General features: G+C 71.0%; 25 protein-coding genes. 16 read left to right on the plus strand and 9 right to left on the minus strand.

The annotated features are described in order from the left end of the window. Nucleotides 1–456, minus strand: a complete 456-nt coding sequence (locus BJ998_RS21540) for an SRPBCC family protein (protein ID WP_184864272.1) — start codon at nt 454–456, stop codon at nt 1–3. After that, nucleotides 453–779 (minus strand): ArsR/SmtB family transcription factor, encoded by a 327-nt coding sequence (locus BJ998_RS21545; protein WP_184864274.1) that lies wholly within the window; start codon nt 777–779, stop codon nt 453–455. Before BJ998_RS21545 ends, BJ998_RS21540 begins: the two co-directional genes overlap by 4 nt. An 86-nt stretch (nt 780–865) precedes the next feature. Here BJ998_RS21545 and BJ998_RS21550 point away from each other — a divergent pair, with 86 nt between their 5' ends. The 3 genes from BJ998_RS21550 to BJ998_RS21560 are packed head-to-tail and all read left to right on the plus strand — an operon-like array spanning nt 866 to nt 3,475. Then, the gene (locus BJ998_RS21550; protein WP_184864276.1) at nt 866–1,834 is read left to right on the plus strand and encodes a TIGR03086 family metal-binding protein; all 969 of its coding nucleotides are present in this window, start codon (nt 866–868) and stop codon (nt 1,832–1,834) included. Then, nucleotides 1,834–2,502 carry a DUF899 family protein gene (locus BJ998_RS21555; RefSeq protein ID WP_184864278.1) on the plus strand — a complete coding sequence of 223 codons (669 nt, stop codon included), beginning with the start codon at nt 1,834–1,836 and terminating at the stop codon, nt 2,500–2,502. The genes BJ998_RS21550 and BJ998_RS21555 overlap by 1 nt, the downstream gene beginning before the upstream one ends. A 28-nt stretch (nt 2,503–2,530) precedes the next feature. Then, nucleotides 2,531–3,475 (plus strand): Gfo/Idh/MocA family protein, encoded by a 945-nt coding sequence (locus BJ998_RS21560; protein ID WP_312890561.1) that lies wholly within the window; start codon nt 2,531–2,533, stop codon nt 3,473–3,475. On the opposite strand, the gene BJ998_RS21565 is transcribed toward BJ998_RS21560, so the two are convergent. The 4 genes from BJ998_RS21565 to BJ998_RS21580 all read right to left on the minus strand — a co-directional run bounded on the left by BJ998_RS21565 (nt 3,472) and on the right by BJ998_RS21580 (nt 7,482). After that, on the minus strand, nt 3,472–4,350 hold the full coding sequence (locus BJ998_RS21565) for a 1,4-dihydroxy-2-naphthoate polyprenyltransferase (protein ID WP_184864282.1): 879 nt from the start codon (nt 4,348–4,350) through the stop codon (nt 3,472–3,474). The genes BJ998_RS21560 and BJ998_RS21565 overlap by 4 nt on opposite strands. A gap of 44 nt (nt 4,351–4,394) precedes the next feature. Next, nucleotides 4,395–5,342 carry a DUF8814 domain-containing protein gene (locus BJ998_RS21570; RefSeq protein WP_184864284.1) on the minus strand — a complete coding sequence of 316 codons (948 nt, stop codon included), beginning with the start codon at nt 5,340–5,342 and terminating at the stop codon, nt 4,395–4,397. Between the two features lie 92 nt (nt 5,343–5,434). Then, entirely contained in the window at nt 5,435–6,571 is a 1,137-nt protein-coding gene (gene menE, locus BJ998_RS21575; RefSeq protein WP_184864286.1) for an o-succinylbenzoate--CoA ligase, read from the minus strand. Continuing rightward, on the minus strand, nt 6,571–7,482 hold the full coding sequence (locus BJ998_RS21580; RefSeq protein ID WP_184864288.1) for a 1,4-dihydroxy-2-naphthoyl-CoA synthase: 912 nt from the start codon (nt 7,480–7,482) through the stop codon (nt 6,571–6,573). The genes menE and BJ998_RS21580 overlap by 1 nt, the downstream gene beginning before the upstream one ends. Before the next feature lie 18 nt (nt 7,483–7,500). Here BJ998_RS21580 and menD point away from each other — a divergent pair, with 18 nt between their 5' ends. From menD to BJ998_RS21595, 3 genes are all read left to right on the plus strand, one after another. Beyond that, a complete protein-coding gene (gene menD, locus BJ998_RS21585) occupies nt 7,501–9,153 on the plus strand; it encodes a 2-succinyl-5-enolpyruvyl-6-hydroxy-3-cyclohexene-1-carboxylic-acid synthase (protein WP_184864290.1) in 1,653 nt (550 codons plus the stop codon). A gap of 104 nt (nt 9,154–9,257) precedes the next feature. Next, nucleotides 9,258–10,736 carry a M1 family metallopeptidase gene (locus BJ998_RS21590; protein WP_184868846.1) on the plus strand — a complete coding sequence of 493 codons (1,479 nt, stop codon included), beginning with the start codon at nt 9,258–9,260 and terminating at the stop codon, nt 10,734–10,736. A 188-nt stretch (nt 10,737–10,924) separates the two neighbouring features. Continuing rightward, on the plus strand, nt 10,925–11,356 hold the full coding sequence (locus BJ998_RS21595; protein ID WP_184864292.1) for a PH domain-containing protein: 432 nt from the start codon (nt 10,925–10,927) through the stop codon (nt 11,354–11,356). 105 nt (nt 11,357–11,461) lie between these two features. Here the strand turns inward: BJ998_RS21595 and BJ998_RS21600 are convergent, their stop codons facing one another. Beyond that, the gene (locus BJ998_RS21600) at nt 11,462–12,703 is read right to left on the minus strand and encodes an isochorismate synthase (RefSeq protein WP_246489418.1); all 1,242 of its coding nucleotides are present in this window, start codon (nt 12,701–12,703) and stop codon (nt 11,462–11,464) included. Nucleotides 12,704–12,769: 66 nt separating this feature from the next. On the opposite strand from BJ998_RS21600, the gene BJ998_RS21605 reads away from it, so the two are divergent. Beyond that, nucleotides 12,770–13,276: a DUF3592 domain-containing protein gene (locus tag BJ998_RS21605; protein ID WP_312890264.1), complete on the plus strand. Its 507-nt coding sequence runs from the start codon at nt 12,770–12,772 to the stop codon at nt 13,274–13,276. Here the strand turns inward: BJ998_RS21605 and BJ998_RS21610 are convergent. Beyond that, nucleotides 13,209–14,078, minus strand: coding sequence for an inositol monophosphatase family protein (locus BJ998_RS21610; RefSeq protein WP_184864294.1), 870 nt, complete (start codon nt 14,076–14,078; stop codon nt 13,209–13,211). The two genes, BJ998_RS21605 and BJ998_RS21610, sit on opposite strands and share 68 nt — an antisense overlap. 177 nt (nt 14,079–14,255) lie before the next feature. Between BJ998_RS21610 and BJ998_RS21615 the strand changes: the two genes are divergently transcribed. From BJ998_RS21615 to BJ998_RS21625, 3 genes are read left to right on the plus strand one after another with little or no spacing between them, the layout of a single operon-like run. Continuing rightward, on the plus strand, nt 14,256–15,380 hold the full coding sequence (locus BJ998_RS21615) for a glycosyltransferase family 4 protein (protein ID WP_312890265.1): 1,125 nt from the start codon (nt 14,256–14,258) through the stop codon (nt 15,378–15,380). Further along, nucleotides 15,371–16,480 (plus strand): glycosyltransferase, encoded by a 1,110-nt coding sequence (locus BJ998_RS21620; RefSeq protein ID WP_184864298.1) that lies wholly within the window; start codon nt 15,371–15,373, stop codon nt 16,478–16,480. The genes BJ998_RS21615 and BJ998_RS21620 overlap by 10 nt, the downstream gene beginning before the upstream one ends. Before the next feature lie 14 nt (nt 16,481–16,494). Continuing rightward, a complete protein-coding gene (locus tag BJ998_RS21625; protein ID WP_184864300.1) occupies nt 16,495–17,184 on the plus strand; it encodes a demethylmenaquinone methyltransferase in 690 nt (229 codons plus the stop codon). Nucleotides 17,185–17,396: 212 nt separating this feature from the next. On the opposite strand, the gene BJ998_RS21630 is transcribed toward BJ998_RS21625, so the two are convergent. Continuing rightward, complete coding sequence (locus BJ998_RS21630) at nt 17,397–18,350, minus strand: hypothetical protein (RefSeq protein ID WP_184864302.1); 954 nt, start codon at nt 18,348–18,350, stop codon at nt 17,397–17,399. 139 nt (nt 18,351–18,489) lie between these two features. Here BJ998_RS21630 and BJ998_RS21635 point away from each other — a divergent pair, with 139 nt between their 5' ends. The 6 genes from BJ998_RS21635 (at nt 18,490) to nuoE (ending at nt 24,053) form a co-directional block, all read left to right on the plus strand. After that, nucleotides 18,490–19,770 carry a geranylgeranyl reductase family protein gene (locus tag BJ998_RS21635; RefSeq protein ID WP_184864304.1) on the plus strand — a complete coding sequence of 427 codons (1,281 nt, stop codon included), beginning with the start codon at nt 18,490–18,492 and terminating at the stop codon, nt 19,768–19,770. Nucleotides 19,771–20,199: 429 nt separating this feature from the next. Then, nucleotides 20,200–20,601: an NADH-quinone oxidoreductase subunit A gene (locus BJ998_RS21640; protein WP_043721392.1), complete on the plus strand. Its 402-nt coding sequence runs from the start codon at nt 20,200–20,202 to the stop codon at nt 20,599–20,601. Nucleotides 20,602–20,617: 16 nt separating this feature from the next. Then, nucleotides 20,618–21,229 (plus strand): NuoB/complex I 20 kDa subunit family protein, encoded by a 612-nt coding sequence (locus BJ998_RS21645; RefSeq protein ID WP_184864307.1) that lies wholly within the window; start codon nt 20,618–20,620, stop codon nt 21,227–21,229. A gap of 9 nt (nt 21,230–21,238) precedes the next feature. Further along, nucleotides 21,239–22,003: an NADH-quinone oxidoreductase subunit C gene (locus BJ998_RS21650; protein ID WP_184864309.1), complete on the plus strand. Its 765-nt coding sequence runs from the start codon at nt 21,239–21,241 to the stop codon at nt 22,001–22,003. Next, nucleotides 22,000–23,322 carry an NADH-quinone oxidoreductase subunit D gene (locus BJ998_RS21655; protein ID WP_184864311.1) on the plus strand — a complete coding sequence of 441 codons (1,323 nt, stop codon included), beginning with the start codon at nt 22,000–22,002 and terminating at the stop codon, nt 23,320–23,322. Before BJ998_RS21650 ends, BJ998_RS21655 begins: the two co-directional genes overlap by 4 nt. After that, nucleotides 23,319–24,053 (plus strand): NADH-quinone oxidoreductase subunit NuoE, encoded by a 735-nt coding sequence (gene nuoE / locus BJ998_RS21660; protein ID WP_184864312.1) that lies wholly within the window; start codon nt 23,319–23,321, stop codon nt 24,051–24,053. Before BJ998_RS21655 ends, nuoE begins: the two co-directional genes overlap by 4 nt. Nucleotides 24,054–24,062 lie beyond the last annotated feature (9 nt).

Raw genomic sequence — 24,062 nt, forward strand, 5'->3', positions numbered from 1 at the left:
CTACTCCTCGGCGCCCTCGTCCGGGCCGGGGTCGCCGCCCTCGGCGCGGACGACCAGGCGGTCCATGTAGTGGTTCCAGCCGATGCCGTGCGACTGGAACAGGTCCAGCGGCAGGCCGCGGTGGGTGAGGGTGAGCACGGTGCCGGCGCCGTCGGGGCGCAGCGTGATGTCCACGGTGGACGAACCGGGCGGCACCGGGGTGTCGGGGGTCTCCCAGCCCCAGGTGAACGCGATCCGGTGGTAGGGCTCGACGGCGACGAACCGGCCGGAGGCGACGTTGCCCTCGCGGACGTTCATCCGGAACACGCCGCCGGGGCGCGGGTCGATCTCGGCCTCCTCGCCCTGCCACGACAGCCAGCGGTCGCGGTCGGTGAAGAACGAGAAGACCGTCGGCGGCAGCGCGTTGATCCGCCGCTCCACGACCAGTTCCGGGGCCTGCGTCGACGGCTCGGTCATGCCGACCGTCCCTCCTGTTCGGCGTTGTCCCGCTCGACCTGTTCGGCCAGCGCGGCGAGCGTGTCCAGTTCGGCGGACCACATCGACTCCAGCCACGCGGCCAGCGGCCCGAGCGCGGCGCGGTCGGCGCGGTAGAGCCGCCGGTTGCCGTCCTTGCGCACGCTGACCAGCCCGGCCTTGCGCAGCACGGCGAGGTGCTGCGACACCGCGCCGAACGTCACGTCGAAGTGCGCGGCGACGTCGCCGGCCGAGCGCTCGGCGTCCCACACCAGGCGCAGAATCTCCCTCCGGCGCGGTTCGGCGACCGCGTGCAGCGCGTCCACCCAACCAGTTTAGCCCCGACTAAAGCTTGCGGACAGCGGCGCCCGGGTCTAGCTTTAGCCGCGACTAAAATAGATGGGAGCCTGAGATGAGCGTGGACGTGAGCGTGCTGGTGCCGACGAGCGCCGAGGAGACCTACGGCTGGCTGACCGAGCCGGCGAAGCTGCGCCGGTGGCAACTCATCGCCGGCCGGACGGACCTGCGGGTCGGCGGCGAGTTCCGGTGGCTGATCGCCCCGGGCCACACCGCCGTCGGCGCCTACACGGCGGTCGAGCCGGCGCGCCGGCTGGCCTACGCCTGGGGATGGGAGGGAGCCGAGGAGGTTCCGCCCGGTTCGTCCACTGTGGAGGTCACGCTGGCGCCTTCGGCCGGTGGCACCGAGGTTCGGCTCGTGCACGACGGCCTCTCCGACGTGCAGGCCAAGGCCCACGCCGAGGGCTGGGAGCACTTCCTCCAGCGCCTGCGGACCGTGACGATCATCGGCGACGCCGGCCCCGACGAGGTCGCCGGTCTCGGCGACGACCCGAATCCCCTGACCGCCGCCGAGGCGTCGCTGGCGATCTGCCTGCGCGTGCTGCGCGCCGTGGGGACGTCGCACGGCGCCGACAAGACGCCGTGCGCGAAGTTCACCGTGGACGACCTGCTCGACCACCTGCTGGGGTCGCTGACCAGCCTCGCCGGCATGGCCGGCCGGCCGTTCGAAGCCGGTGACGGCACACCGGAGGAACGCGTCGCCGACGCCGGGCTGCGCTCCATCGAGGCCTGGCGCGCCCGCGGCCTCGACGGGACGGTCACCGCCCGCCTCGGCGAAATCCCCGCCGAGCTGGCCTCCGCCATCCTCTCGGTCGAATTCCTCGTGCACGGCTGGGATTTCGCCGTCGCCACCGGTGTCGACTTCAAGGCCGACGACAAGCTGAGCGCCTACGTCCTGGACCTCGCCCGCGGCCTGATCACGCCGCAGGTCCGCGACGGCGAGCAGTTCGCCGCCGAGGTGCCGGTCGGCCCGGACGTAAACACCCTGGAACGACTCGTCGCCTTCACCGGAAGGGCTGTCTGATGGAGTACACGAATCTGACCGAGTCCGCCGAGTACCGCAGGGCCCGCGAGGAACTGCGGCTGGCCGAGATCGAGCTGATGCGGCAGCGCGAACGCGTCGCCCGGCAGCGCCGCGAACTGCCGCCGGGGCCGGTGATGCCGAACTACGTTTTCCGTGAGGACAACGGCACGGTGACGCTCGACGACCTCGTCACCGACCGGCCGTTCATCGTCTACCACCTGATGTACGGCAAGCGGCAGACGACGCCGTGTCCGATGTGCACGATGTGGATCGACGGCTTCAACGGCGTCGCCCAGCACATCGCCCGCAACGTCGACTTCGCGGTGGCGGCCGCGGCCGAGCCGGAGGATCTCCAGCGCTACGGCCGCGAGCGCGGCTGGGATCAACTGCGGCTGCTTTCCTGTGGGGACAACACGTTCAAGCGTGATCTGCGCAGCGAGGACGAAGACGGCAACCAGGACTCCACCATCTCCGTGTTCGTCCGCGACGCCGACGGCGCGGTCCGGCACCACTACACGACCCGGCCGCGGATGAGCGAGGACATCCAGGAGCGCGGCATCGACCTGTTGGCCCCGGTTTGGCATCTGCTCGACCTGACGCCGGCCGGCCGTGGCGACTGGTACGCCGGTCTCGACTACGGTCGACTCGTCAGCGGGAGCCGAACCTGAGACGAGGGCACGCGCGGTGAGCAATCCGGTGCGGTGGGGAATCATGGGCACGGGCGGGATCGCGGGGGCGTTCGCGGCCGACCTGAAGTTGACCGACTCCGGCACGGTGGTGGCCGTCGGCTCACGCAGCCAGGCGTCGGCGGACGCGTTCGCCGACCGGCTCGGCATCGAGCGCCGACACGCCAGCTACGAGGACTTGGCCGCCGATCCCGACATCGACGCCGTCTACGTCGCCACGCCGCATCCGCTGCACCACCCCAACGCGTTGCTCGCTCTGCGCGCCGGCAAGGCGGTTCTGGTGGAGAAGCCGTTCACCATGAACGCCGACGAGGCGCGTGAGCTGGTGAAGGTGGCGCGGGACAACAACGTCTTCCTGATGGAGGCGATGTGGACCCGGTTCCTGCCGCACGTGCGACGCGTCCGCGAGCTGGTCGGCGGTCTCGGCGACATCGTCACCGTGACCGCCGACCACGGGCAGTGGTTCACCGAGGACGCCGAGCACCGGCTGTTCGCGCCCGCGCTGGGCGGCGGCGCGCTGCTCGACCTGGGCGTCTACGTGGTGTCGTTCGCGTCCATGGTGCTGGGGACGCCGAGCAAGATCGTCACCATGATCGACGCGGCGTTCACCGGCGTGGACGGCCAGACCTCGATGATCTTCGGTTACGAGAGCGGCGCGCAGGCGGTGCTGACCTGCACGCTCCGGGCCAAGAGCCCGACCCGGGCGGCGATCGTCGGCACCGACGCCCGGATCGAGATCGACGGCGACTTCTACGCCCCGACCACGGTCCGGCTGGTCCCGCGCTCCGGTGAGCCGACGGTGTTCGAGTCGGAGCACGAGGGCCGGGGGCTGCGGCATCAGGCCGACGAGGTGGCGCTGCGGCTGTCCGCCGGCGAGACCGAGAGCCCGCTGATGCCGCTGGACGAGACCGTGTCGATCATGGAGACGATGGACGCGGTCCTCGCGCAGGCTTAGGCCCCGCCGAGCGCCAGCCCGACGGCCGTGGCGACGGCCCACAGCAGCATGGCCAGGCCCGTGTCCCGGAGCACCGGGATCAGGGCCTTGCCGGTGGCGCCCTTGATCATCTTGCGGGCGCTGGTCACCAGCAGCGGCAGCGCCAGGAAGCCGAGCAGCAGGTAGCCGTCGCGGAAGCTGCCCACGATGCTGACCAGGAACGGCACCACGATCAGGCCCAGGTACAGGGTGCGGGTGTCCTGGTCGCCGATCAGCACGGCCAGCGTGCGCTTGCCGGTCGCGGTGTCGGTGGGGATGTCGCGCAGGTTGTTGGCCACCAGCACGGCGCTGGAGAAGCAGCCGATCGCCACCGCGCCGCCGATGCCGTAGCCGCTGAACTGCCCGGCCTGCACGTACAGCGTGCCCAGCACGGCGACCAGGCCGAAGCAGAGGAACACGGCCAGCTCGCCCAGGCCGGCGTAGCCGTACGGGCGCTTGCCGCCGGTGTAGAACCAGGCGGCGGCGATGCACAGCGCGCCGACCGCGATCAGCCAGTACGAGCCGCTCAGCACGGTCACGACCAGGCCGGCGACCGCCGCGACGCCGAAGCAGACGAACGCGGCCAGCCGCACCGTCGCCGGCTTCGCGACCTTGGAACCGACCAGCCGCAGCGGGCCGACCCGCACGTCGTCGGTGCCGCGCACGCCGTCGGAGTAGTCGTTGGCGAAGTTCACGCCGATGATCAGCGCCAGCGCGACGACCAGCGTGAGCACGCCCCGCGTCACGTCGAACGCGCCGAGCGCGAGCGCGGCGCCGTTGCCCACCAGCACGGGGGCGATGGCGTTGGGCAGGGTGCGCGGGCGGGCACCCTCGATCCACTGTGCGACCGTGGCCATGCCGTCATCTTCCGACACGGCCACGGCCGCCCGTCAACCAGGGGTTACGTCCACAGATAGGTGACGGTCACCCAGGCGTTGTCGGTCAGCTTGAGACCGTCGAGGAAGGTGCCGTCGGCCAGGTCGATGCCGGCCGGGTTGGCCACCTTGCGGCCGAACTGGTCCTTGCCGCCGTTGTAGCCGCTCTGGTACGCCGCCTGCGCCTCCGGCTTGCCCTGCGGCAGGTCCTTCCAGGACTGCCGGCTGGCCTTCGGGTTCCAGTAGTCGTCCTTGGTGTTCCACGGGCCGACGTCCCACACCGGGGCCGTCTCGCACCGGCCGTTGGCCGCGCAGACCTTCACCTGGTACGTCTTCTTCCCGTTGGGGGACAAGGCTTTCCCCGACGGCAGGGCGACGAAGTGATCCCGAGACTTGATCTTGTGGCCGTTGGCGGTCGTGCCGCCGACCAGGCCCTCGCGGGTCGCGAACACCTTGTACGACCTCGCCGCCTTCGGCGCCGCCGCCGCGGCCATGGAGTTGCCGGCGGTCAGCGTCAGCTTGCGGGCCGCCGGACCCGTCGAGCCGTACGGGGCGGTCAGCATCATCCGGACCTGGACGGTCGCGCTGGCCTCGGGCAGCACCGCCGGCGCGTCCGGGGTCGCCTCCGTCCATTCCGTCCACTGGCCGTCCGCGCGCAGGCCACGGACATCGACCGCCAGCTCGGAATCCGCCGGGACGTCTCCGTCCACAGTGGCCGAGACGGAGTTCGACTTCGCCGGCAGCCGGCGCGGGTCGAACATGATGATCCCGGTTTCCAGGTCCAGCTGGTCGGTGGCGGCGTGGGCCGGGCCGCCGGCCAGCCGGACGACGCCGTCGTTGTTGGCGATGTTGCTGTCGTCCTCGTTGTGCGACGCCAGATCGGCGGTCCAGGACGTGGTCGCGGCGGTGGCCGGTGCGGCGGCCGCCAGGGTCAGGGCGGTGGCTGCCGCCACAAGCAGGGGTGTCTTTCGCATGCACCGAGCGAATCGGCGACTTCGTGACTACTCAACGTGGTACGGCGATGTGCCCGTGAATTGCTCACGTTGCCGCGCGACGCCTCTGCCGGTCAGCCGAGTGCCTTCCTGAGGGCCGCTCGGTCCACCTTGCCCGGTCCGAGCAGCGGCAGCGCCGGCAAGAACCGGATCAGCTTCGGCACCGCCGCCCGCCCGGCGGCTTCGCGCACGGCTTCCCGCAGCCGCGCCTCGTTCGGCTGGGGTTCGGCGACCACCGCCGCCGCGACGATCTGGCCCCACTCCGCGTGCGGCAGGCCGACGACACAGGCGTCGGTGACGCCGTCGACCGCCGTCAGAGCCCGCTCGACCAGCAGCGGAGCGACCTTCACGCCGCCAGTGTTGATCACGTCGTCGATGCGGCCGATCACCTCCAGCCGGCCGTCGTCCAGCCAGCGGCCGAGGTCGCTGGTGTGGAACCAGCCGTCGACGAACGGCGATTCGCCGTCGAAGTTGCGGTAGCCGTCGGCCAGCATCGGGCCCCTGATGTCGATGCGGCCGTCGCTGAGCCGGATGTCGACGCCGTCCAGCGGCACGCCGTCGTACACGCAGCCGCTGGCCGTCTCGCTCATGCCGTACGAGGGGATGGCGTTGACGCCGGCGTCTTCGACGCGTTGCCGCAGGGCCTCGGGCATGGCGGCGCCGCCGAGCACGATGGCGTCGAAGCCGCGCAGCGCCGCCAGGCTCCTGTCGTCGGCCATCAGCCGGGTCAGCTGGGTCGGCACCAGGGCGGTGTAGTGCCGCCCTGGCGCCTCCAGTGCGGCCAAGGCCGCCTTGGTGAAGTTCTCCGCGCGGAAACCGTCCGTGAGATCGGCCACGACCGGCTCGTTGTCCGCGAGCAGTGAGCGGATCAGCACCTGCAGGCCGCCGATGTACCGCGCCGACATCGCCAGCAGCCACGTGCCCGGCCCGCCGAGCCGGGCATGCGTGGCCATCGCGGACGCCTTGATGGCGTCGGATGACAGCAAGGCGCCCTTCGGTGCGCCCGTCGACCCCGACGTGCCGATCACCAGCGCGATCCGGTCGTCCACCGGCCGGTCCACGCCCAGCGCCGCCGGCAGGCCCGGCTCCTGGTCGGTCACCGGCAGCAGCGCCGGGCCGTCGCCGGCCAGCGCCGCCGCCAGCGTCGGCAGCAGCGCCAGCACCTCGGCCGGCCGGGTCGGGACGGGCAGCGCCCGCAGCTCACGGGCCATCAGAAGTAGTACGGGTAGTCGGACCAGTCCGGGTCCCGCTTCTCCAGGAAGGCGTTGCGGCCCTCCACCGCCTCGTCGGTCATGTAGGCCAGCCGCGTGGTCTCCCCGGCGAAGATCTGCTGGCCGACCAGGCCGTCGTCGATCAGGTTGAACGCGTACTTGAGCATCCGCTGCGCGGTCGGGGACTTGCCGTTGACCTCACGGGCCCACTCCAGGGCGGTCTTCTCGAGTTCCTCGTGCGGCACGACGGCGTTGACCATGCCCATCTGGTGGGCCTGCTCGGCGGTGTAGGGGCGGCCGAGGAAGAAGATCTCGCGGGCGAACTTCTGGCCGGTCTGGCGGGCCAGGTAGGCCGAGCCGTAGCCGGCGTCGAAGCTGCCGACGTCGGCGTCGGTCTGCTTGAACCGGGCGTGTTCGGCGCTGGCCAGGGTGAGGTCGCACACCACGTGCAGGCTGTGCCCGCCGCCGGCGGCCCAGCCGGGGACCACGGCGATGACGACCTTGGGCATGAACCGGATCAGCCGCTGGCACTCGAGGATGTGCAGGCGGCCGGCGCGGGCCTTGTCGACGGTGTCGGCGGTGTCGCCGGTGGCGTACCGGTAGCCGTCGCGACCGCGGATGCGCTGGTCGCCGCCGGAGCAGAAGGCCCAGCCGCCGTCGCGGGGGGAGGGACCGTTGCCGGTGATCAGCACGCAGCCGACGTCGGACGACATCCGGGCGTGGTCGAGGGCGACGTAGAGCTCGTCGACGGTGTGCGGGCGGAAGGCGTTGCGCACTTCGGGGCGGTTGAAGGCGATGCGCACGGTTCCCTGGTCCACCGCACGGTGGTAGGTGATGTCGGTGAAGTCGAAGCCGTCGACGGCGCGCCACGCGCTCGGGTCGAACAAGTCGGACACGTGTTCATCAGGCACACCTGGGAGAATAGGCGGGTGAACCCGTCCACCGCGCAGGCCCGTGTCCTGGTCGACGAACTCGTCCGCAACGACGTGCGGCAGGTTGTGCTGTGTCCTGGATCACGCAATGCCGCGCTGGCGATCGCCCTGCACCACGCGGCCGTCGCGGGGCGGCTCACGCTGCACGTCCGCATCGACGAGCGGTCGGCCGGCTTCCTCGCGCTCGGCATCGCCCGCGGCACCGGCCGGCCGGTCGCCGTGGTCTGCACCTCCGGGACGGCCGTGGCCAACCTGCACCCCGCGATGCTGGAGGCCGCCCACAGCCACGTGCCGCTGATCGCCCTGACCGCCGACCGGCCGGTCGAGCTGGTCGGCTCCGGCGCGAGCCAGACCACCGTGCAGCACGGGGTTTTCGGCGCGCTGGTGTCCACCGCGGACTTCCCGATGGCGGAGCGCCGCGCGGGGCAGAACGCCGTGTGGCGCGGCATGGTCTGTCGGTCGCTGCGTTCGGACGGGCCCGTGCACCTCAACGTCCCGTTCCGGGAGCCGCTGGTGCCCGACGGCGACGACGACTGGCCCGGATCGCTGGAAGGCCGCCCCGACGACCGGCCGTGGACCTCGGTGTCGTCGGTTGCGGAAAGCCGTTCCGGCGCAACGGAGATCGGGCATCTCGGCGAGCGCACCCTGGTCGTCGTCGGCGACATCTCCCCGGAGATCGCCCGCGCGACGAGTTCGTTCGCCGCGGCGGCCGGCTGGCCGGTGATCGTCGAGCCGCTGGCCGCCGCGGCCGGCGACACCATCGCCACCGGCTCGCTCATGCTCGCCGTCGGTCTCCCGGCGGAGTTGCGGCCGGACTCACTGCTGGTCGTCGGGCATCCGTCGCTGAGTCGCGGTGTGCAGCGGGTCATCCGCGAAACCCCTGTCGTGCACGTGATATCCGATCATCCACAGTGGACCGATCCGCAACATGAGGCCGACTACGTCACCGGCCCGCTCGCGGTCGAGCCGCCTCGGTTCGGGGACGCGTGGCTGTCCCGGTGGCAGGACGCCGACGTGAGCGCCAAGTCCGCTGTGGACAAGTTCCTCGCCGACGAGCCGTGGCCGACCGGCCTGCACGTCGCCCGCGAACTCGTGGACGCATTGCCTTACGGCGCAACGCTTTTCCTTGGCTCCTCCAACCCGGTCCGCGACGTCGACCTGGCCGCGGCACACCGTGCCGACCTGCACCTGTTCGCCAACCGCGGGCTGGCCGGCATCGACGGCACCCTCTCCTGCGCCGTCGGCGTGAGCCTCGGGGTCGAGCACGGCTACGCCCTCGTCGGCGACCTGACGTTTCTCCACGACATCAACGGGTTACTCATCGGCCCCGGCGAGGTTCGACCCAACCTCACCGTTGTCGTGCTCAACGACGACGGCGGCGGCATCTTTTCCCTGCTGGAACAGGGTTCCCCGGAGCACGCCGACTCGTTCGAGCGGGTTTTCGGCACTCCTCACGGCGCTGACCTGGCCGCCCTGTGCGCCGGCTACGGCGTGCCGCACACGCTGGTCCGCACCGCCGGCGAGTTCCGGGACGCGCTCGCCCCGGCGACCGGAATCCAGGTCGTCGAGGTCCGTGCCGATCGCACTCGGTTGCGAGATCGGCATTTCCGACTGCGCTCCGTGGTCGAAGAGGCAGTCCTGACCGACTGATCTCGCTGCGTAGGAACCTACTAACGTTGGGTAGTGCCCTCGGGTGCGGCTCTCTACGTTCGGGCTTGTTGTTCCGAACGGGGAGGTTCGCCTTGAGATCCACCATGCTCGTCACGCTCGCGACCACCGTCGCCGGGCTGCTGCTGGCCGGCACCGCGTCGGCCGCGGGTGGGAGCCCCGGCGGGCAGTCCGTCGGCGACCCGTACTACCCGACCGACGGCAACACCGGTTACGACGTCGGCCACTACGACTTACGCCTGCAGTACCAGCCGTCGACCGACCAGATCAGCGGCACCGCGACCATTCTGGCCACCGCCACCCAGGACCTGTCGCAGTTCTCGTTCGACTTCGGGCTGCACACCGATTCCGTGCTGGTGAACAACTTCCCGGCCACCTACACCAGCACCGGGTCCAAGCTGGTGATCACGCCGTCGAAGACGCTGGCCAAGGGCAGCACGATCACCGTCGTCGTGCGGTACGACGGGATTCCGTCGCAGGTCACCATCAACGGCGAGCAGGACTGGCTGCGCACTCCCGACGGCGCTCAGGCCGTGCAGGAGCCGCACATGGCCGCCTTCTGGTACCCGGCCAACGACCACCCCACCGACAAGGCCACCTACGACGTGTCCGTGGCCGTGCCCGACGGCACGCAGGTCGTGTCCAACGGCACGCTCGTCAGCTCGTCCAGCCGGCTCGGGCAGACCCGGTGGAACTGGCGGAGCACCAAGCCCCAGGCCACCTACCTGACCTTCATCGCCATCGGCAAGTACGACCTGCGCCGCTCCACCGGCCCCGACGGCAAGCCCGTCATCAACGCCTACTCCACCGCCATCGGCGCCAACCACGACGCCGCCGTCGCCAGCGTCGAGCGGACGCCCGAGGTGCTGGCGTGGGAGTCCACCCTCTTCGGGCCCTACCCCTTCGAGGCCGAGGGCGGCGTCGTGCCCGGCGTCGACTTCGGCTTCGCGCTGGAGAACCAGACGCGCCCCGTCTACACCCCCGGCTTCTTCAACGCCGGCGCCGACCTGTCCGTGATCGTGCACGAGAACGCCCACCAGTGGTTCGGCGATGCCGTGTCCGTGCACCACTGGAGCGACATCTGGCTGAACGAGGGCTTCGCCGCCTACGCCGAGTGGCTCTGGTCCGAGAAGGAGGGTGAGGGCACCGCCCAGCAGCTGTTCGACTACTACTACAACTCCGCCCCCGCCTCCGACCCGCGCTGGCAGATCCTCACCGGCGACCCCGGCGCCGACCACCAGTTCTCCGGCTTCGGCGTCTACACCCGCGGGGCGCTGACCCTGCACGCCCTGCGCACCGCCGTCGGCGACGACGCCTTCTTCGCCATCCTCAAGGCGTGGATCGCCGCCCGCGAGTACAGCGACGGCACCATCGACCAGTTCATCGGTGTCGCCGAGAAGGTTTCCGGCAAGCCCCTGCACGACCTGTTCCAGCAGTGGCTCTTCACCCCGGCTCGGCCTTCCCTTCCCGCCGGCGTCGCCACCGCCCACGCCGCTCCGGTGAAGCCCAAGTCCGTCACCGAGATCGACCGCACCCAGGCGCTGCTGGCGCAGTCCCAGCGCTGATCCAGACGGCGCTCGCCCGGGCCCTCTGCCCGGGCGAGCGCCGCTTTGTCCCCAGGTTGTCCACAGCTTGGAGAGTTGTGCACAGGGTTATCCACAGGGCGATCCACAGCGTCCCATGGTGATTTCCCCGATGTTCCGGCGTGGCCGCGCCACCGAGGATGGGCGCGAACCTCGACGGAAGGCGGATCATGAGAGCCAGGGACCAGCGGCCGCTGACGGAGGCGCTCGGGCCGGAGCTGGCGCCGCGGGAGCGGGTGGAGCTGCTCGGGCAGGCGAGCGTCAGCACGGCGTCGATGGGGGAGAAGGTCGGCGTCGCGGTGGCGACGGCGGTGCTGTCCGGCGGGATGATGGCGGCGACCGTGTCGCCGTCGATGCTCTACCTCGTGCTCACGGATCGACGGCTGCTGCTGCTCCGGCCGGGGATCACGACGAAGAAGTCCAAGGTCGTCGCGCGCATCCCTCGGTCGCTGATCACGTTGAGCGACGTCAAGCGCGGGCTGTTGAAGGTGCGGTTCAAACTGAGCGTCGAGGGCGAGCCCCTGGTGATCCGGGTGGCGTTCATCTTCGCCAAGGCGGACGGCACCAGGTTCGCGGAATCGCTGGCACAGTCGAGAGTGTGATCTTCACGAAGATGTTGGTCACCTGGCTGTTGGTGCGGAACGAACGCGACCCGGCGACGCCGCTCGAAGGAGCCGTCGCACCCGGCCGGCCGACGACGTGCGCTGCTAGTCGGCGCGCTCCAGGGCGTCCCTGATCGGGATCATCTTCGCGGCGGCCTCGGCGACCTCGGTGTCGGGATCGGAGTCCGGCACCACGCCGCCGCCTGCGAACAGCCGCACCGACGAACCGGCGACCTGGGCGCACCGCAGCGCGATGCCGACCTCGCCGTCGCCGTTGGCGTCGACCCACCCGACCGGGCCCGCGTACCGGCCGCGATCCATGCCCTCCAGCTCGGTGATCGTGGCCACGGCCTTGGCCCGGGGGGTCCCGCCGACGGCGGCGGTCGGGTGCACGGCCCCGGCCAGCCGCAGCAGCGACGACTCGCCGGCCAGCTCGCCGGCGACATCGCTGGCCAGGTGCATCACGTTGGGCAGCCGCAGCACGTGCGGCCGCGGCGACACCGACATCGACGAGCAGAACGGCCGCAGCGCCTCGGCCAGCGACTCGACGGCATAGGTGTGCTCGCCCTGGTTCTTCGCCGACGCCAACAACTCCTGCGCCAGCTCGTCGGCGTCCACACCGGCGTGCGGCCACATCGTGCCGGCGAGCACCCGCGAGTAGACGCGCGAGTCCTCACGCCGCATCAGCATCTCCGGCGTCGCGCCGACCAGGCCGTCCACCGAGAAGACCCAGCAGCTCGGGTACTTGGCCGACAGCCCGTGCAACAGGAAACGCGGGTCGATGGCCTCATCGGTGTTGGCGATCAGGTCGTGCGCCAGCACCACCTTCGCCAGCTCCCCGGCCCGCATCCGGCCCACCGCCTTGGCCACCGCGTCGCGGTAGTCGGTGACGGAAAGCTCACCCTCGGAGTAGCGGATCGTGGACGGCTTGCGGACCGGCTCCACCGCCTGGAAAGGGCTCTCCGCCGACTCGCCGATCTCCGTCACCCACGTGATGCCGTCCCGCCGCCCCACCAGCACCCGCGGCACCACCAGCACCGACGAGCCGGGATCGTCGGCGAACGCCATGCTGACGAACGCGACCGGCCCGGAGCCGGGCAGCCCCACCTCGTCCGCGCAGTCGATGCCCGCCGCGTAGTCCCGCCACCAGAGGTCGGCCTGCTCGAACCGGTCCGCGCCGGACGGCTCGAACCGGGCGGCCTCGCCCCAGCCGACCAGCCCCTCGCCCCGCATCACCCAGGCCAGCGCGCCGTCGGCGGACGGCAGCAGCCGGAGCAGGTCCTCGTCGGTCGCCACCACCCGGCTGCGGGCACGGAGACCGGTGGCACGGGCGTTCGGAGCGGTCATCACGCCTTCGAGCGTAGAGCGCGGTCCGGCGGACCGTGACCCGGAGCGGGCCTACACTCGGGCGCTGTGGTGGAGAACGCAGTCGTGGCCCGACCGGCGGACACGGCCGGCCGGCAGCGGCCGCGCTGGGCGTTGTTCGGCATGGACAATCTCACGCCGGCCCGTCGTGGCTGGCTGATCGCCGTGGTGTCCCTGGCCGTTCTCCTCACCGTGATGGGCCTGCTGCTGATCGCCGGGGCCTGGCGGGACGACCACGCGATCGAATCCCGGATGGGCCACGCCGACGCCGACGTGCTCTCCGTCGCCTTCGACCGGACCGTGGTGAGGTTCACCACGCCCGACGGCTCGTCGCACAGCCCGTTCAACGGCGTGCTCTACCCGCAGGACCTGCAGGCGGGCCAGCGGGTGCAGGTCGAGTACGACACCAGCCACCCGGACGACCTGGTCCGCGTCGCCGGCCGGGACTACCGCCTGGCCTTCCTGCCGGTGGGCATGATGGTCGGCATCACATGGGCAGTCGCGGCTGGACTGATCTGGTGGCTTCGGCGTCCAAGGACTCCTGCCACCACGTGAGTACCTCGTCCGCCACGCCCGGGGCCGCGACCAGCAGGCCGTCCAGGGGCAGCGGATCGCCGGAGCCGCGCCGGTCCAGCACGACGGCGCCGGATTCCACGGCCAGCGCGACCGCGCCGGCGACGTCCCACTCGTGGTAGCTGTGCAGCACGGCCGCGGCGGCGTGGCCCAGCGCGACCTGCGCCACGGACAGCGCGGCCGAGCCGAGCACCCGTACGCCGGCACGGGCCTTGGCGGCGCGGGCGATGAAGCTGTCCATACCCGGCCACGGGCCGGTCTTCGTCCACTCCGTGCACATCACGGCCCCGGCGACCTCGGTCTTGTCCACCAGCTTGACCGGTGTTCCGTTGGCCCGGGTGCCGCGGCCGCGGGCGGCGGCGTAGATCTGCGCCCGATACGGGTCGGCGACGACGCCGACCACCGGGCCGTGTTCGTCGAGCAGCGCGAGGCTGTAGGCGCACCACGGGATGCCGGCCACGTAGTTGGTGGTGCCGTCGACCGGGTCGACCACCCAGCGGTACGGCGCGGCGCTGATCTCCTCGTCGGCGCCGAAAGCGTCGCCGTGCACGGGGATGCCGGGGAACTCGCTGGCCAGCACGCGGCGGGTGTGCCGCTCCAGGGTGCGATCGGTGTCGGTGACCCAGTCGAACGGGGAGTCCTTGGACTCCGGCCGCGCGCCCCGGCCGGCCGTCGCCGTGATCACGTCGGAGGCGTCGTTGGCCAGCCGGCCGGCGACCTCCAGTGCCCGGGACAGCAGCCCGGGATCTACCGGCTGAATCGATCGGGAGGACAAGAGGGTCACGCCACCCGAGCGTGAACGCGGTCGGTGTCGCCGACGAGAAGCAGAGGTGACGTCCCGGAGATCACCAGATCAAGTCTGCGGGCCGGCCGGCCACGCGCCAATGGCTGACCTGAGGATTTCGGGCAGCGTTCGCCGACCGGTCACCCCGTGTACGGGATGGGCGCGGACGCTGGGCGGGTGCGCGTCGCGATCGTCACCGAGAGCTTCCTGCCGCAGGTCAACGGCGTGACCAATTCCGTTGTCCAGGTGCTGGCGCACCTGCGCCGGCACCGGATCCAGAGCCTGGTCGTCGCGCCCGGGGCCGGTCCCGACCGGCACGAGGACACCCCGGTGGTGCGACTGCCGGCCGTCGACTTCCCGTTCGTCGCCTCGCTGCCGGTCGGCTTGCCGACCCGCCGGGTGCTGACCGCGCTGGCCGACTTCAAGCCGGACGTGGTGCACCTGGCGTCGCCGTTCGTGGTCGGCGCCCGCGGGCTGTCCGCGGCCCGCAAGCTCGGCCTGCCGACGATCGCCGTCTACCAGACCGACATCGCGGGATTCGCCGGTTCCTACGGATTCGGGCTCGGCGCTCGTACCGCATGGCGGTGGACCAAGCGGCTGCACACCCTCGCCACCCGCACGCTGGCGCCGTCCACCTGGGCCGTTCGCGAGCTGCGGGAGCGCGGCGTGCCACGGGTGCACCGGTGGGGCCGGGGCGTGGACGTCGAGCGGTACGACCCGCGCAAGCGGGACAGCAAGCTGCACCGGCAGCTGGCCCCCAACGGCGAGCTGCTCGTCGGCTTCGTCGGCCGGCTGGCACCGGAGAAGCGGGTGGACCGGCTGGCCGCGCTGAACGACGTGCCGGGCGTGCGGGTGGTCGTCGTCGGCGCCGGCCCCGACGAGCAGCTGCTGCGGGACAAGATGCCCGGGGCCGCGTTCCTGGGGCTGACGACCGGCGAGGAGCTGGCCCGGGTCTACGCGAGCCTGGACGTCTTCGTGCACACCGGCCCGCACGAGACGTTCTGTCAGACCGTGCAGGAGGCGCTGGCCTCCGGGTTGCCGGCGATCGCACCGGATGCCGGCGGCCCGTCCGACCTGATCGACGACGGTCGCACCGGCTTCCTGCTGCCGCCGTGGGCCGACGACGAGTTCGCGGCCGGGCTGCGACGAAGCATCGACCTGCTGCGCGACGGCGCCACCAGGGCCGCCTTCGGTGCGGCCGCCCGGCGGGCCGTGCAGGCCAGGACCTGGCCGGCGGTCTGCGACGAGCTGCTCGGGCACTACGCCGAGCTGCTCGACCAGCCGGAGTCTCGGTGCGCGTAGTCCAGCTGGCCAACTTCTACGGACCACGATCCGGCGGGCTGCGCACCGCGCTGCACCACCTCGGCGCCGGCTACGTGCTGCACGGCCACGAGGTGTTCCTCGTCGTCCCCGGCCGCACGCCGTCGTGCGAACGGCTGCCCTCCGGCGTCAAGCGGATCACCCTCCGCGCGCCGGTCATCCCTGGTACGGGCGGTTATCGCGCCGTCGACCCGTGGCGGGTGCGGGCGCTGCTCGACCGGCTCGAACCGGATCGGCTGGAGGTCTCCGACCGGCTCACGCTGCGTGGCATGGGGCACTGGGCCCGGGAGCGCGGCGTGCCCAGCGTCGTCATCTCCCACGAGCGCCTGGACCGGCTGCTGGAGCAGTTCCTCGTGCCGCACCGGCCGGCCGTGCTGGGCGCGGACTGGGCAAACCGGCGGATGGCCGCCAGCTACGACACCGTGGTCTGCACCACCGACTTCGCCCGCGAGGAGTTCGACCGCATCGGCGCCACCAACGTCCGCCGCGTCCCCCTCGGCGTCGACCTGCGCGAATTCACGCCTTGGCGGCGTGACACGGCAGTAAGGGACGACCTGGCTCGCGGCGCCGGGACGCTCATGGTCCACTGCGGCCGGCTGTCGCCCGAGAAGCATGTGGAACGCAGCGTCGACACCGTCGCCGAGCTGCACGAATCCGGTCACGACGTGCGTCTGGTCATCGCCGGCGACGGTCCCCGGCGAGAGGCCCTCGAACGCCGCGCCGCCGGCCTGCCGATCACCTTCCTCGGCTTCGTGTCGTCCCGTCCTGACGTTGCCACCCTGCTCGCCTCCGCCGACGTCTCGTTGGCCCCCGGCCCGCACGAGACCTTCGGCCTGGCCGCCCTGGAGGCCCTCGCCTCCGGCACGCCGATCGTCGTCTCCGCCTCGTCCGCCCTGCGAGAGATCGTCGCCCCCGGCTGCGGCGCCGCCGTCTCCGACCACGCCCCCGCCTTCGCCTCCGCCGTCGCTTCCCTGCTGGCCGACCCCGAGGCCGACCGCCGTGCCGCCGCCCGCGCCCGGGCCGAGGAGTTCCCCTGGCCGGCGGCCGTTGCCGGGATGCTGGCCGCGCTGCGCGCGAGGTGACATAGGCTCGCGGCATGTCGCGAGCCGGCTTGGACAAGAACCCGCGCGAGGTCGCCGAGATGTTCGACGGCGTGGCCAGGGGCTACGACCTGACGAACTCCGTCATGACCCTCGGGTTCGACCGGCGGTGGCGGGAGTGGACGCGCCGGGTGCTCGACGCCAAGGCCGGCGAGAAGATCCTCGACCTCGCCGCCGGCACCGCCGTGTCCACCGTCGAGTTCGCCAGCGCCGGCGCCTGGTGCGTGGCCGCCGACTTCTCCCTCGGCATGCTCCGCAGCGGGGCCCGCCGGGCCGTGCCCAAGATCGCCGCCGACGCCCTGCACCTGCCCTTCGCCGACGGTGTCTTCGACGCCGCCACCGTCTCCTTCGGGCTGCGCAACTTCCAGGGCACCGTCGACGCCCTCCGCGAGATGGCCCGCGTCGTCCGCCCCGGCGGTCGCCTGGTGATCTGCGAGCTGTCCAAGCCGACCTGGAAGCCGCTGCGCCAGCTCTACAGCAACGTCGCCCTGCGGGCGCTGCCGGTCATCGCCAAGCCCGTCGCCTCCAACACCGACGCCTACACCTACCTCGCCGACTCCATCCGCGACTGGCACGACCAGCGAGCGCTGGCCGAGCTCATCGCCGAGGCCGGCTGGGACGACGTCGCCTGGATGAACCTCACCGGCGGCATGGCCGCCATCCACCGCGCAACCAAGCCCGAGTAGCTTCCCCCGCCCCGCCCCCCGCCCCCCGCCCTTTCGCTACGTGAGTGGCCCATTTCGCCTCAGCGGCCACCTAAGCCACTCACGTGCCCGCACCATGACGCCTCGTGGGGCACGTGAGTGGCTTAGATCGTGCTAGGAGCGAAATGAGCCACTCACGTGCGGCAATGGGGAGCTGCGGAGGCAAATGAGCCACTCACGTGGAGAAAAAACGGCTACTCGAGGACTGCTTGTACGGGAGGGCGTGGGCGGGTGGCGGCGCTGGCGTGGGCGGTGGTGAGGTCACGGAGCACGGCGGCGGTGTCTCGCTGCAGCTGAGAGGGCAGTGTGTGAACGACGAGGACACCGGCGCTGGCCAGGGCGGAGTGCTTGCGCATCGTTCGCGCGTACCCGTCTGGCGTCAGGTGGAACTCCAACGAGTCGATTTCCCAGGCGAGGCCGACGTCATCCCACCACGCGTCCACGACACCAAGGCTGCGGCCGTCGGCTGTGCGCAATGCGACATTCCACGCCGGCGCCGGGAGGTTGCTGCCGTGGACCAGGGAACGGGCCCATGCCTCGGCGGCCGACCGCACACCGTCGCTGACCTCGGACAGCACCGTCCGCACGATGGCGGTACCACGCAGTCGACGAACCACAACTTCGTCGGTCAGCGATGCGACCGTGCACAGCCCGCGCTGGAGGCCGTCGGCGAGCATGGCCCGGACCACATCGAGCCGTTGCTCCCTCCGCGCGGCGTCGACGAGCGCCCGCTCGACGCTCACCAGTGGGAATCCGTCGGCCAGGCGGGCGGACCACGGCCGGCGGGATCGCTCCACCACCATGAACGATTGGCTGGCCAAGGCACGGGCGTTGGGCACCAGCACGTGCACCGAATCGTCCGTGGGAAGCCGCCGCACGCCATGTCGGTGAGCTGCCTCGACACCGGTCAGAGCCGACCCGGGACCGGCCCGGAGCAGAGCGGCTCGAACCATCTGGCGTCTGGTCGGCGAGCCGCCGGTCAAGAGGTAGACGCCGGTCAGCAGCCGGGTCCAGCCGCCGCCCGGTTGGCATTTGCGCGCCGGTAGCCCCTGGGGCACACCGAGCCGCAGCAGGTCCGTCCAGGTGGCGACGGCGTCGGGGAACATGTCGGCCAGCGCGGCCACGTCTCTCGTGTTGCATCGGGGCACTCGTTCAATGGTGGGCACGGATCGTGCCTGCGCAACTACCCCTCCGACGGCTGTGGACAACTCGCCGACAGGGCTCGCGGTTGTCCACAGTTAGACTCGCTTCGACCTGCAAGTGAACGAATTCACGAGGGAGTCCGGCATGAGCACGCCCAGCCGAGGCCAGGCCGGCGACGACGCCGACGTGATCGTGGTGGGGGCCGGGCCTGCCGGTTCGACCGCCGCGACGTACCTGGCGCGGGCCGGGCTGGACGTGCTGCTGCTGGAGAAGAGCACCTTCCCGCGGGAGAAGGTGTGCGGCGACGGGCTGACGCCGCGCGGCGTGAAGCAGTTGATCGACCTGGGCATCGACACCCGGGAAGAGGCGGGCTGGCTGCACAACAAGGGCCTGCGGGTGATCGCCGGCCGCACGCGGCTGGAGCTGCCCTGGCCGGAGCTGGCGAGCTTCCCGCCCTACGGCGTGGTCCGCCCCCGCCAGGACTTCGACGAGATGCTGGCCCGCAACGCGCAGAAGTCGGGGGCCCGCCTCCAGGAGGCGACCACGGTCACGAGCGCCGTCCGCAACGAGCGCACGGGGCGCATCGTGGGCGTGAAGTCCAAGGACGGCAAGGAGTTCCGGGCGCCGATCGTGTTGGCGTGCGACGGGGTGTCGGCCCGGCTGGCGCTGTCGATGGGTATCGAGAAGCGCGACGACCGGCCGATGGGTGTGGCGGTTCGCCGCTACTACAAGAGCCCTCGCACCCACGACGACTACCTGGAGTCGCACCTGGAGCTGTGGGACCGCACGGACCCGGCCAAGCCGGTGCTGATGCCGGGCTACGGCTGGATCTTCGGCATGGGCGACGGCACGGTCAACGTCGGCCTGGGCATCCTGTCGACGTCGAAGGCCTTCGGCAGCACGGATTACCGCGCGCTGATGAAGACCTGGCTGGACGGGACGCCGGAGGAGTGGGGCTTCCGCGACCAGAACGCGATCGGAAAGGTCGGCGGCGCGGCGCTGCCGATGGGCTTCAACCGCACCCCGCACTACCGCGACGGCCTGCTGCTGGTCGGCGACGCGGGCGGCACGGTGAACCCGTTCAACGGCGAGGGAATCGGTTACGCCATGGAGTCGGCGCGGCTGGCGGCGGAGTGCGTGGTGCAGGCGATGGCCCGCCCGGCCGGCATGTCCCGGGAACACGCCCTGTACGGCTACCCGACGCGCCTGCGCGAGGCGCTGGGCAGCTACTACCGCCTCGGCAACATCTTCTCGAAGTTGATCGCCAACCCGACGATCATGCGCACGGCCACCCGCTACGGCATGCCGCAGGAGGCGCTGATGCGGCTGGTGCTGAAGCTGCTCGCGGGCCTGTACGACGAGAAGGACGGCGACGCCATGGACCGGGTGATCACGCTGGCCACGAGGCTGGCGCCGGCGGTCTGAGATGATGATCACACGGGTCGGAGAGGCCGTGGCCGATCACGCTCCGTGACATGACGTTTCCGCAGGTGGAAGCGGCGAAAAATCCCCTCGTACGAGGGGATTTTTCATTTCCGGAGCATTGTCCGCCAATTGACGAAAACACCCGATCGGCGTAGCCGAAAGCCACTCGACATGATCTTGAACTGTCCCTGTTGTCAACCCCCTGGGCGACCCCGGGGAGGGGGGCATACACTCGGCTCGCTTGTGAACTGGTTCACAAGCTTGTGAAGAATTTCACAAGGCTGGCAGGCGTCGACGGTGGGAGGTGTCGATGAACGCGCAGGTCGGGGCGGTCGAAGTTAGGTCTGCCTTACCGATGGTGCGGCGAACGTCACCCCTAGGGTTCCGTCACGAGGCCGGTGATCGGCCCCACACGGAGGAGACGAAAAGGTGCTGAACGTCGCTGAAGCCGCAGCGGCCCCCTCGGCTCTGGGGGCCTATGTCCCGCTGGTGTGCCTGTTCGTGCTGGCGGCCGCATTCGCGTTGTTCTCGGTGACGGCCGCGCCGTTCACCGGTCCCCGCCGCTACAACAAGGCCAAGCTGGACGCCTACGAGTGCGGGATCGAACCGTCGCCGCAGCCGATCGTCGGCGGCGGCCGGATGCCGGTGGCGTACTACCTCACCGCGATGCTGTTCATCCTGTTCGACATCGAGATGGTCTTCCTCTACCCGTTCGCGGTGAACTCCGACGCCCTGGGGCTGTTCGGGGTCGTGGAGATCGTCCTGTTCATCGCAACCGTCGGGTTCGCCTACGCCTACGTGTGGCGCCGCGGCGGCCTGGACTGGAACTGACCTAGGGAGCGGCGAGATGGGTCTTGAGGAGAAGCTCCCCAACGGGATCCTGCTGGCCAGTGTCGAGAAACTGGTCAACTGGACGCGCAAGTCGTCGCTGTGGCCGGCCACCTTCGGCCTGGCCTGCTGCGCGATCGAGATGATGACCACCGGCGCGCCCCGCTACGACCTGGCGCGCTTCGGCATGGAGGTCTTCCGCGCCTCGCCGCGGCAGGCCGACCTGATGATCGTGGCCGGCCGGGTGACCAACAAGATGGCCCCGGTGCTGCGCCAGATCTACGACCAGATGCCGGAGCCGCGCTGGGTGCTGGCGATGGGCGTGTGCGCCTCGTCGGGCGGCATGTTCAACAACTACGCCGTCGTGCAGGGCGTCGACCACATCGTCCCGGTCGACATGTACCTGCCGGGCTGCCCGCCCCGCCCCGAGATGCTCATCGACGCCATCCTCAAGATCCACCAGAAGATCATGGACGAGCCGCTGGGCGCCAAGCGCGCCGCGCTGCTGGCCGCCTCGGGCCACCGCACCGAACTGGTGCCGTCCTCGGTCCACTACGGCAAGCCCGGCAGCAAGAGCTACCGCGGCCCGGTCGACCCCAGCCACCGCCACCAGCTCACCGCCGGGGAGTGAAGCGTTCCCGTGACTGACGACAAGCCCACCACCCCAGAGCCCGGCGGCGAGCAGTCCAGCGCCGACCGCCCGGCCGGCGGACTCGAACCGCGCGGCGCCGAGCCCGCGGGCGGTCCGCTGTTCACCGGCCGTGCCCGCAAGGGCATGTTCCACATCTCCGGCTCCGGCGACACCTCCGGCTTCGGTGGCCTGCGGCTGCCGGCCCACGTGGCCGCGCCCAGCGAACGGCCCTTCGGCGGCTGGTTCGACGAGGTCGCCGACGAGCTGCTGGCCGCGCTCAACGACGCGGAGCTGCCGGCCGACACCGTGCAGCAGATCACCGTGGACCGCGGCGAGATCACCTTCTACATCCGCCGCGAGCACCTGCTGGACGTCGCCCGCATCGTGCGCGACGACCCGGCGCTGCGCTTCGAGCTGTGCAGCTCGGTGTCCGGTGTGGACTACGGCGTGGACGTGCCGCAGCGGCTGCACTCCGTCTACCACCTCACGTCGATGACCTACCGCCGCCGGATCCGGCTGGAGGTCTGCCTCGACGTGGACGACGCGCACGTGCCCAGCGTGGTCGAGGTCTACCCGACCGCGGACTGGCAGGAGCGCGAGGCCTGGGACATGTTCGGGATCGTCTACGACGGCCACCCCGCGCTGACCCGAATCCTGATGCCGGACGACTGGGACGGCCACCCGCAGCGCAAGGACTACCCGCTCGGCGGCATTCCGGTCGAGTACAAGGGCGCCGAGATCCCGCCGCCCGACCAGCGGAGGTCGTACTCATGAGCAGCACCGAAGAGGACATCTACGCGAGCTCCCGGGAAACCACCGAGGGCACCGTCTTCAACGTCTTCGGCGGTGACTGGGACGAGGTCGTCGAGGACGCGCTCGGCAACGAGCGCATCGTGATGAACCTCGGCCCCCAGCACCCGTCGACGCACGGCGTGCTGCGGCTGGTGCTGGAGCTGGAGGGCGAGACCGTCACCCAGGGCCGCACCGTCATCGGCTACCTGCACACCGGCATCGAGAAGAACGTCGAGTACCGGAACTGGACCCAGGGCGTCACCTTCGTGACGCGCATGGACTACCTGGCGCCGCTGTTCAACGAGGCCGCGTACTGCATGGCCGTGGAGAAGCTGCTCGGCGTCGAGGTGCCGCAGCGGGCCCAGGTCGGCCGCGTGCTGCTGATGGAGATCAACCGCATCGGCTCGCACCTGGTGGCGCTGGCCACCGGCGGCATGGAGCTGGGCGCGCTGACCGGTATGACCGCCGGCTTCCGTGAGCGCGAGGAAGTCCTGCACCTGCTGGAGTTCCTGACCGGCCTGCGGATGAACCACGCCTACATCCGGCCCGGCGGCCTCGCGCAGGACTTCCCCGTGGACGCCGTCGAGAAGATCACCGACTTCGTCAAGCTGATGAAGAAGCGGCTGCCGGACTACGACAAGCTGCTGACCGGGCAGCCGATCTGGCGCAACCGGCTGGCCGGCATCGGCGTGCTGCCGGTGGACGCCTGCCTGGCGCTGGGCATCACCGGCCCGATCCTGCGGTCGGCCGGCCTGGCCTGGGACATGCGCAAGGTCGAGCCGTACCTGGGTTACGAGACCTACGACTTCGAGGTGCCCACCTCGACCGACGCCGACTGCTACGCCCGCTACCTGCTGCGGCTGGAGGAGATCCACCAGTCGCTGCGGATCATCGAGCAGGCGGTCAAGCGGCTGGAGCCGGGCCCGGTCATGGTAGAGGACGCCAAGATCGCCTGGCCGGCGCAGCTGACGATCGGCTCGGACGGCATGGGCAACTCGCTCGAGCACGTGCGCAAGATCATGGGGCAGTCGATGGAGTCCCTGATCCACCACTTCAAGCTGGTCACCGAGGGCTTCGCGGTGCCGGCCGGCCAGGTGTACGTGCCGGTGGAGTCGCCGCGCGGCGAGCTGGGCTACCACGTCGTCTCCGACGGCGGCACCCGGCCGATGCGGGTGCACGTGCGGGAGCCAAGTTTCGTGAACCTCCAGTCGATGCCGGCGATGAGCGAGGGCGGCATGGTCGCCGACGTGATCGCCGCGGTGGCCTCGATCGACCCGGTGATGGGTGGGTGTGACCGGTGACCTCTGATCTTTCCGACGAGCTGTTCGGCACGGAGATCGCGGACAAGGCTAAGGCGATCATCGCCCGGTACCCGCGGTCCCGCTCGGCGCTGCTGCCGATGCTGCACCTGGTGCAGTCGGTCGAGGGCTACGTCAGCGTGGACGGCATCGCGTTCTGCGCCGACCAGCTCGACCTGACCACCGCCGAGGTGAGCGCGGTGGCCACCTTCTACACGATGTACAAGCGCCGGCCGTGCGGCGAGCACCTGGTCAGCGTGTGCACGAACACGCTGTGCGCGGCCCTGGGCGGCGACGCGATCTACGACTCGCTGCGCCAGCACCTGGGCAGCGACGGCAAGCCGCTGGGTCACGAGGAGACCTCGGGCGTGCCGGGCGAGCCCGGCTCGATCACGCTGGAGCACGCCGAGTGCCTGGCCGCCTGCGACCTCGGCCCCGTGCTGCAGGTCAACTACGAGTTCTTCGACAACCAGACGCCGGAGTCGGCGCTCGACCTGGTCAAGCAGCTGCAGGCCGGCAAGAAGCCGGACCCGACCCGCGGCGCGCCGCTGACCGACTTCCGCCAGGTGGAGCTGCAGCTGGCCGGCTTCCTCGACGACCGCGAGTCCGATGTGGACGGTCCGTCGGCGGCGCCGGAGACGCTGCGCGGAGCCAAGATCGCGCACGAGAAGGGGTGGACCGCGCCGGCGATGCCGGACTCGGTCTCCTTCCCCGCTCTGCCGGAGAAGAAGTGAGGGGGCGGC

Source organism: Kutzneria kofuensis (assembly GCF_014203355.1).
GTDB classification, from domain to species: domain Bacteria; phylum Actinomycetota; class Actinomycetes; order Mycobacteriales; family Pseudonocardiaceae; genus Kutzneria; species Kutzneria kofuensis.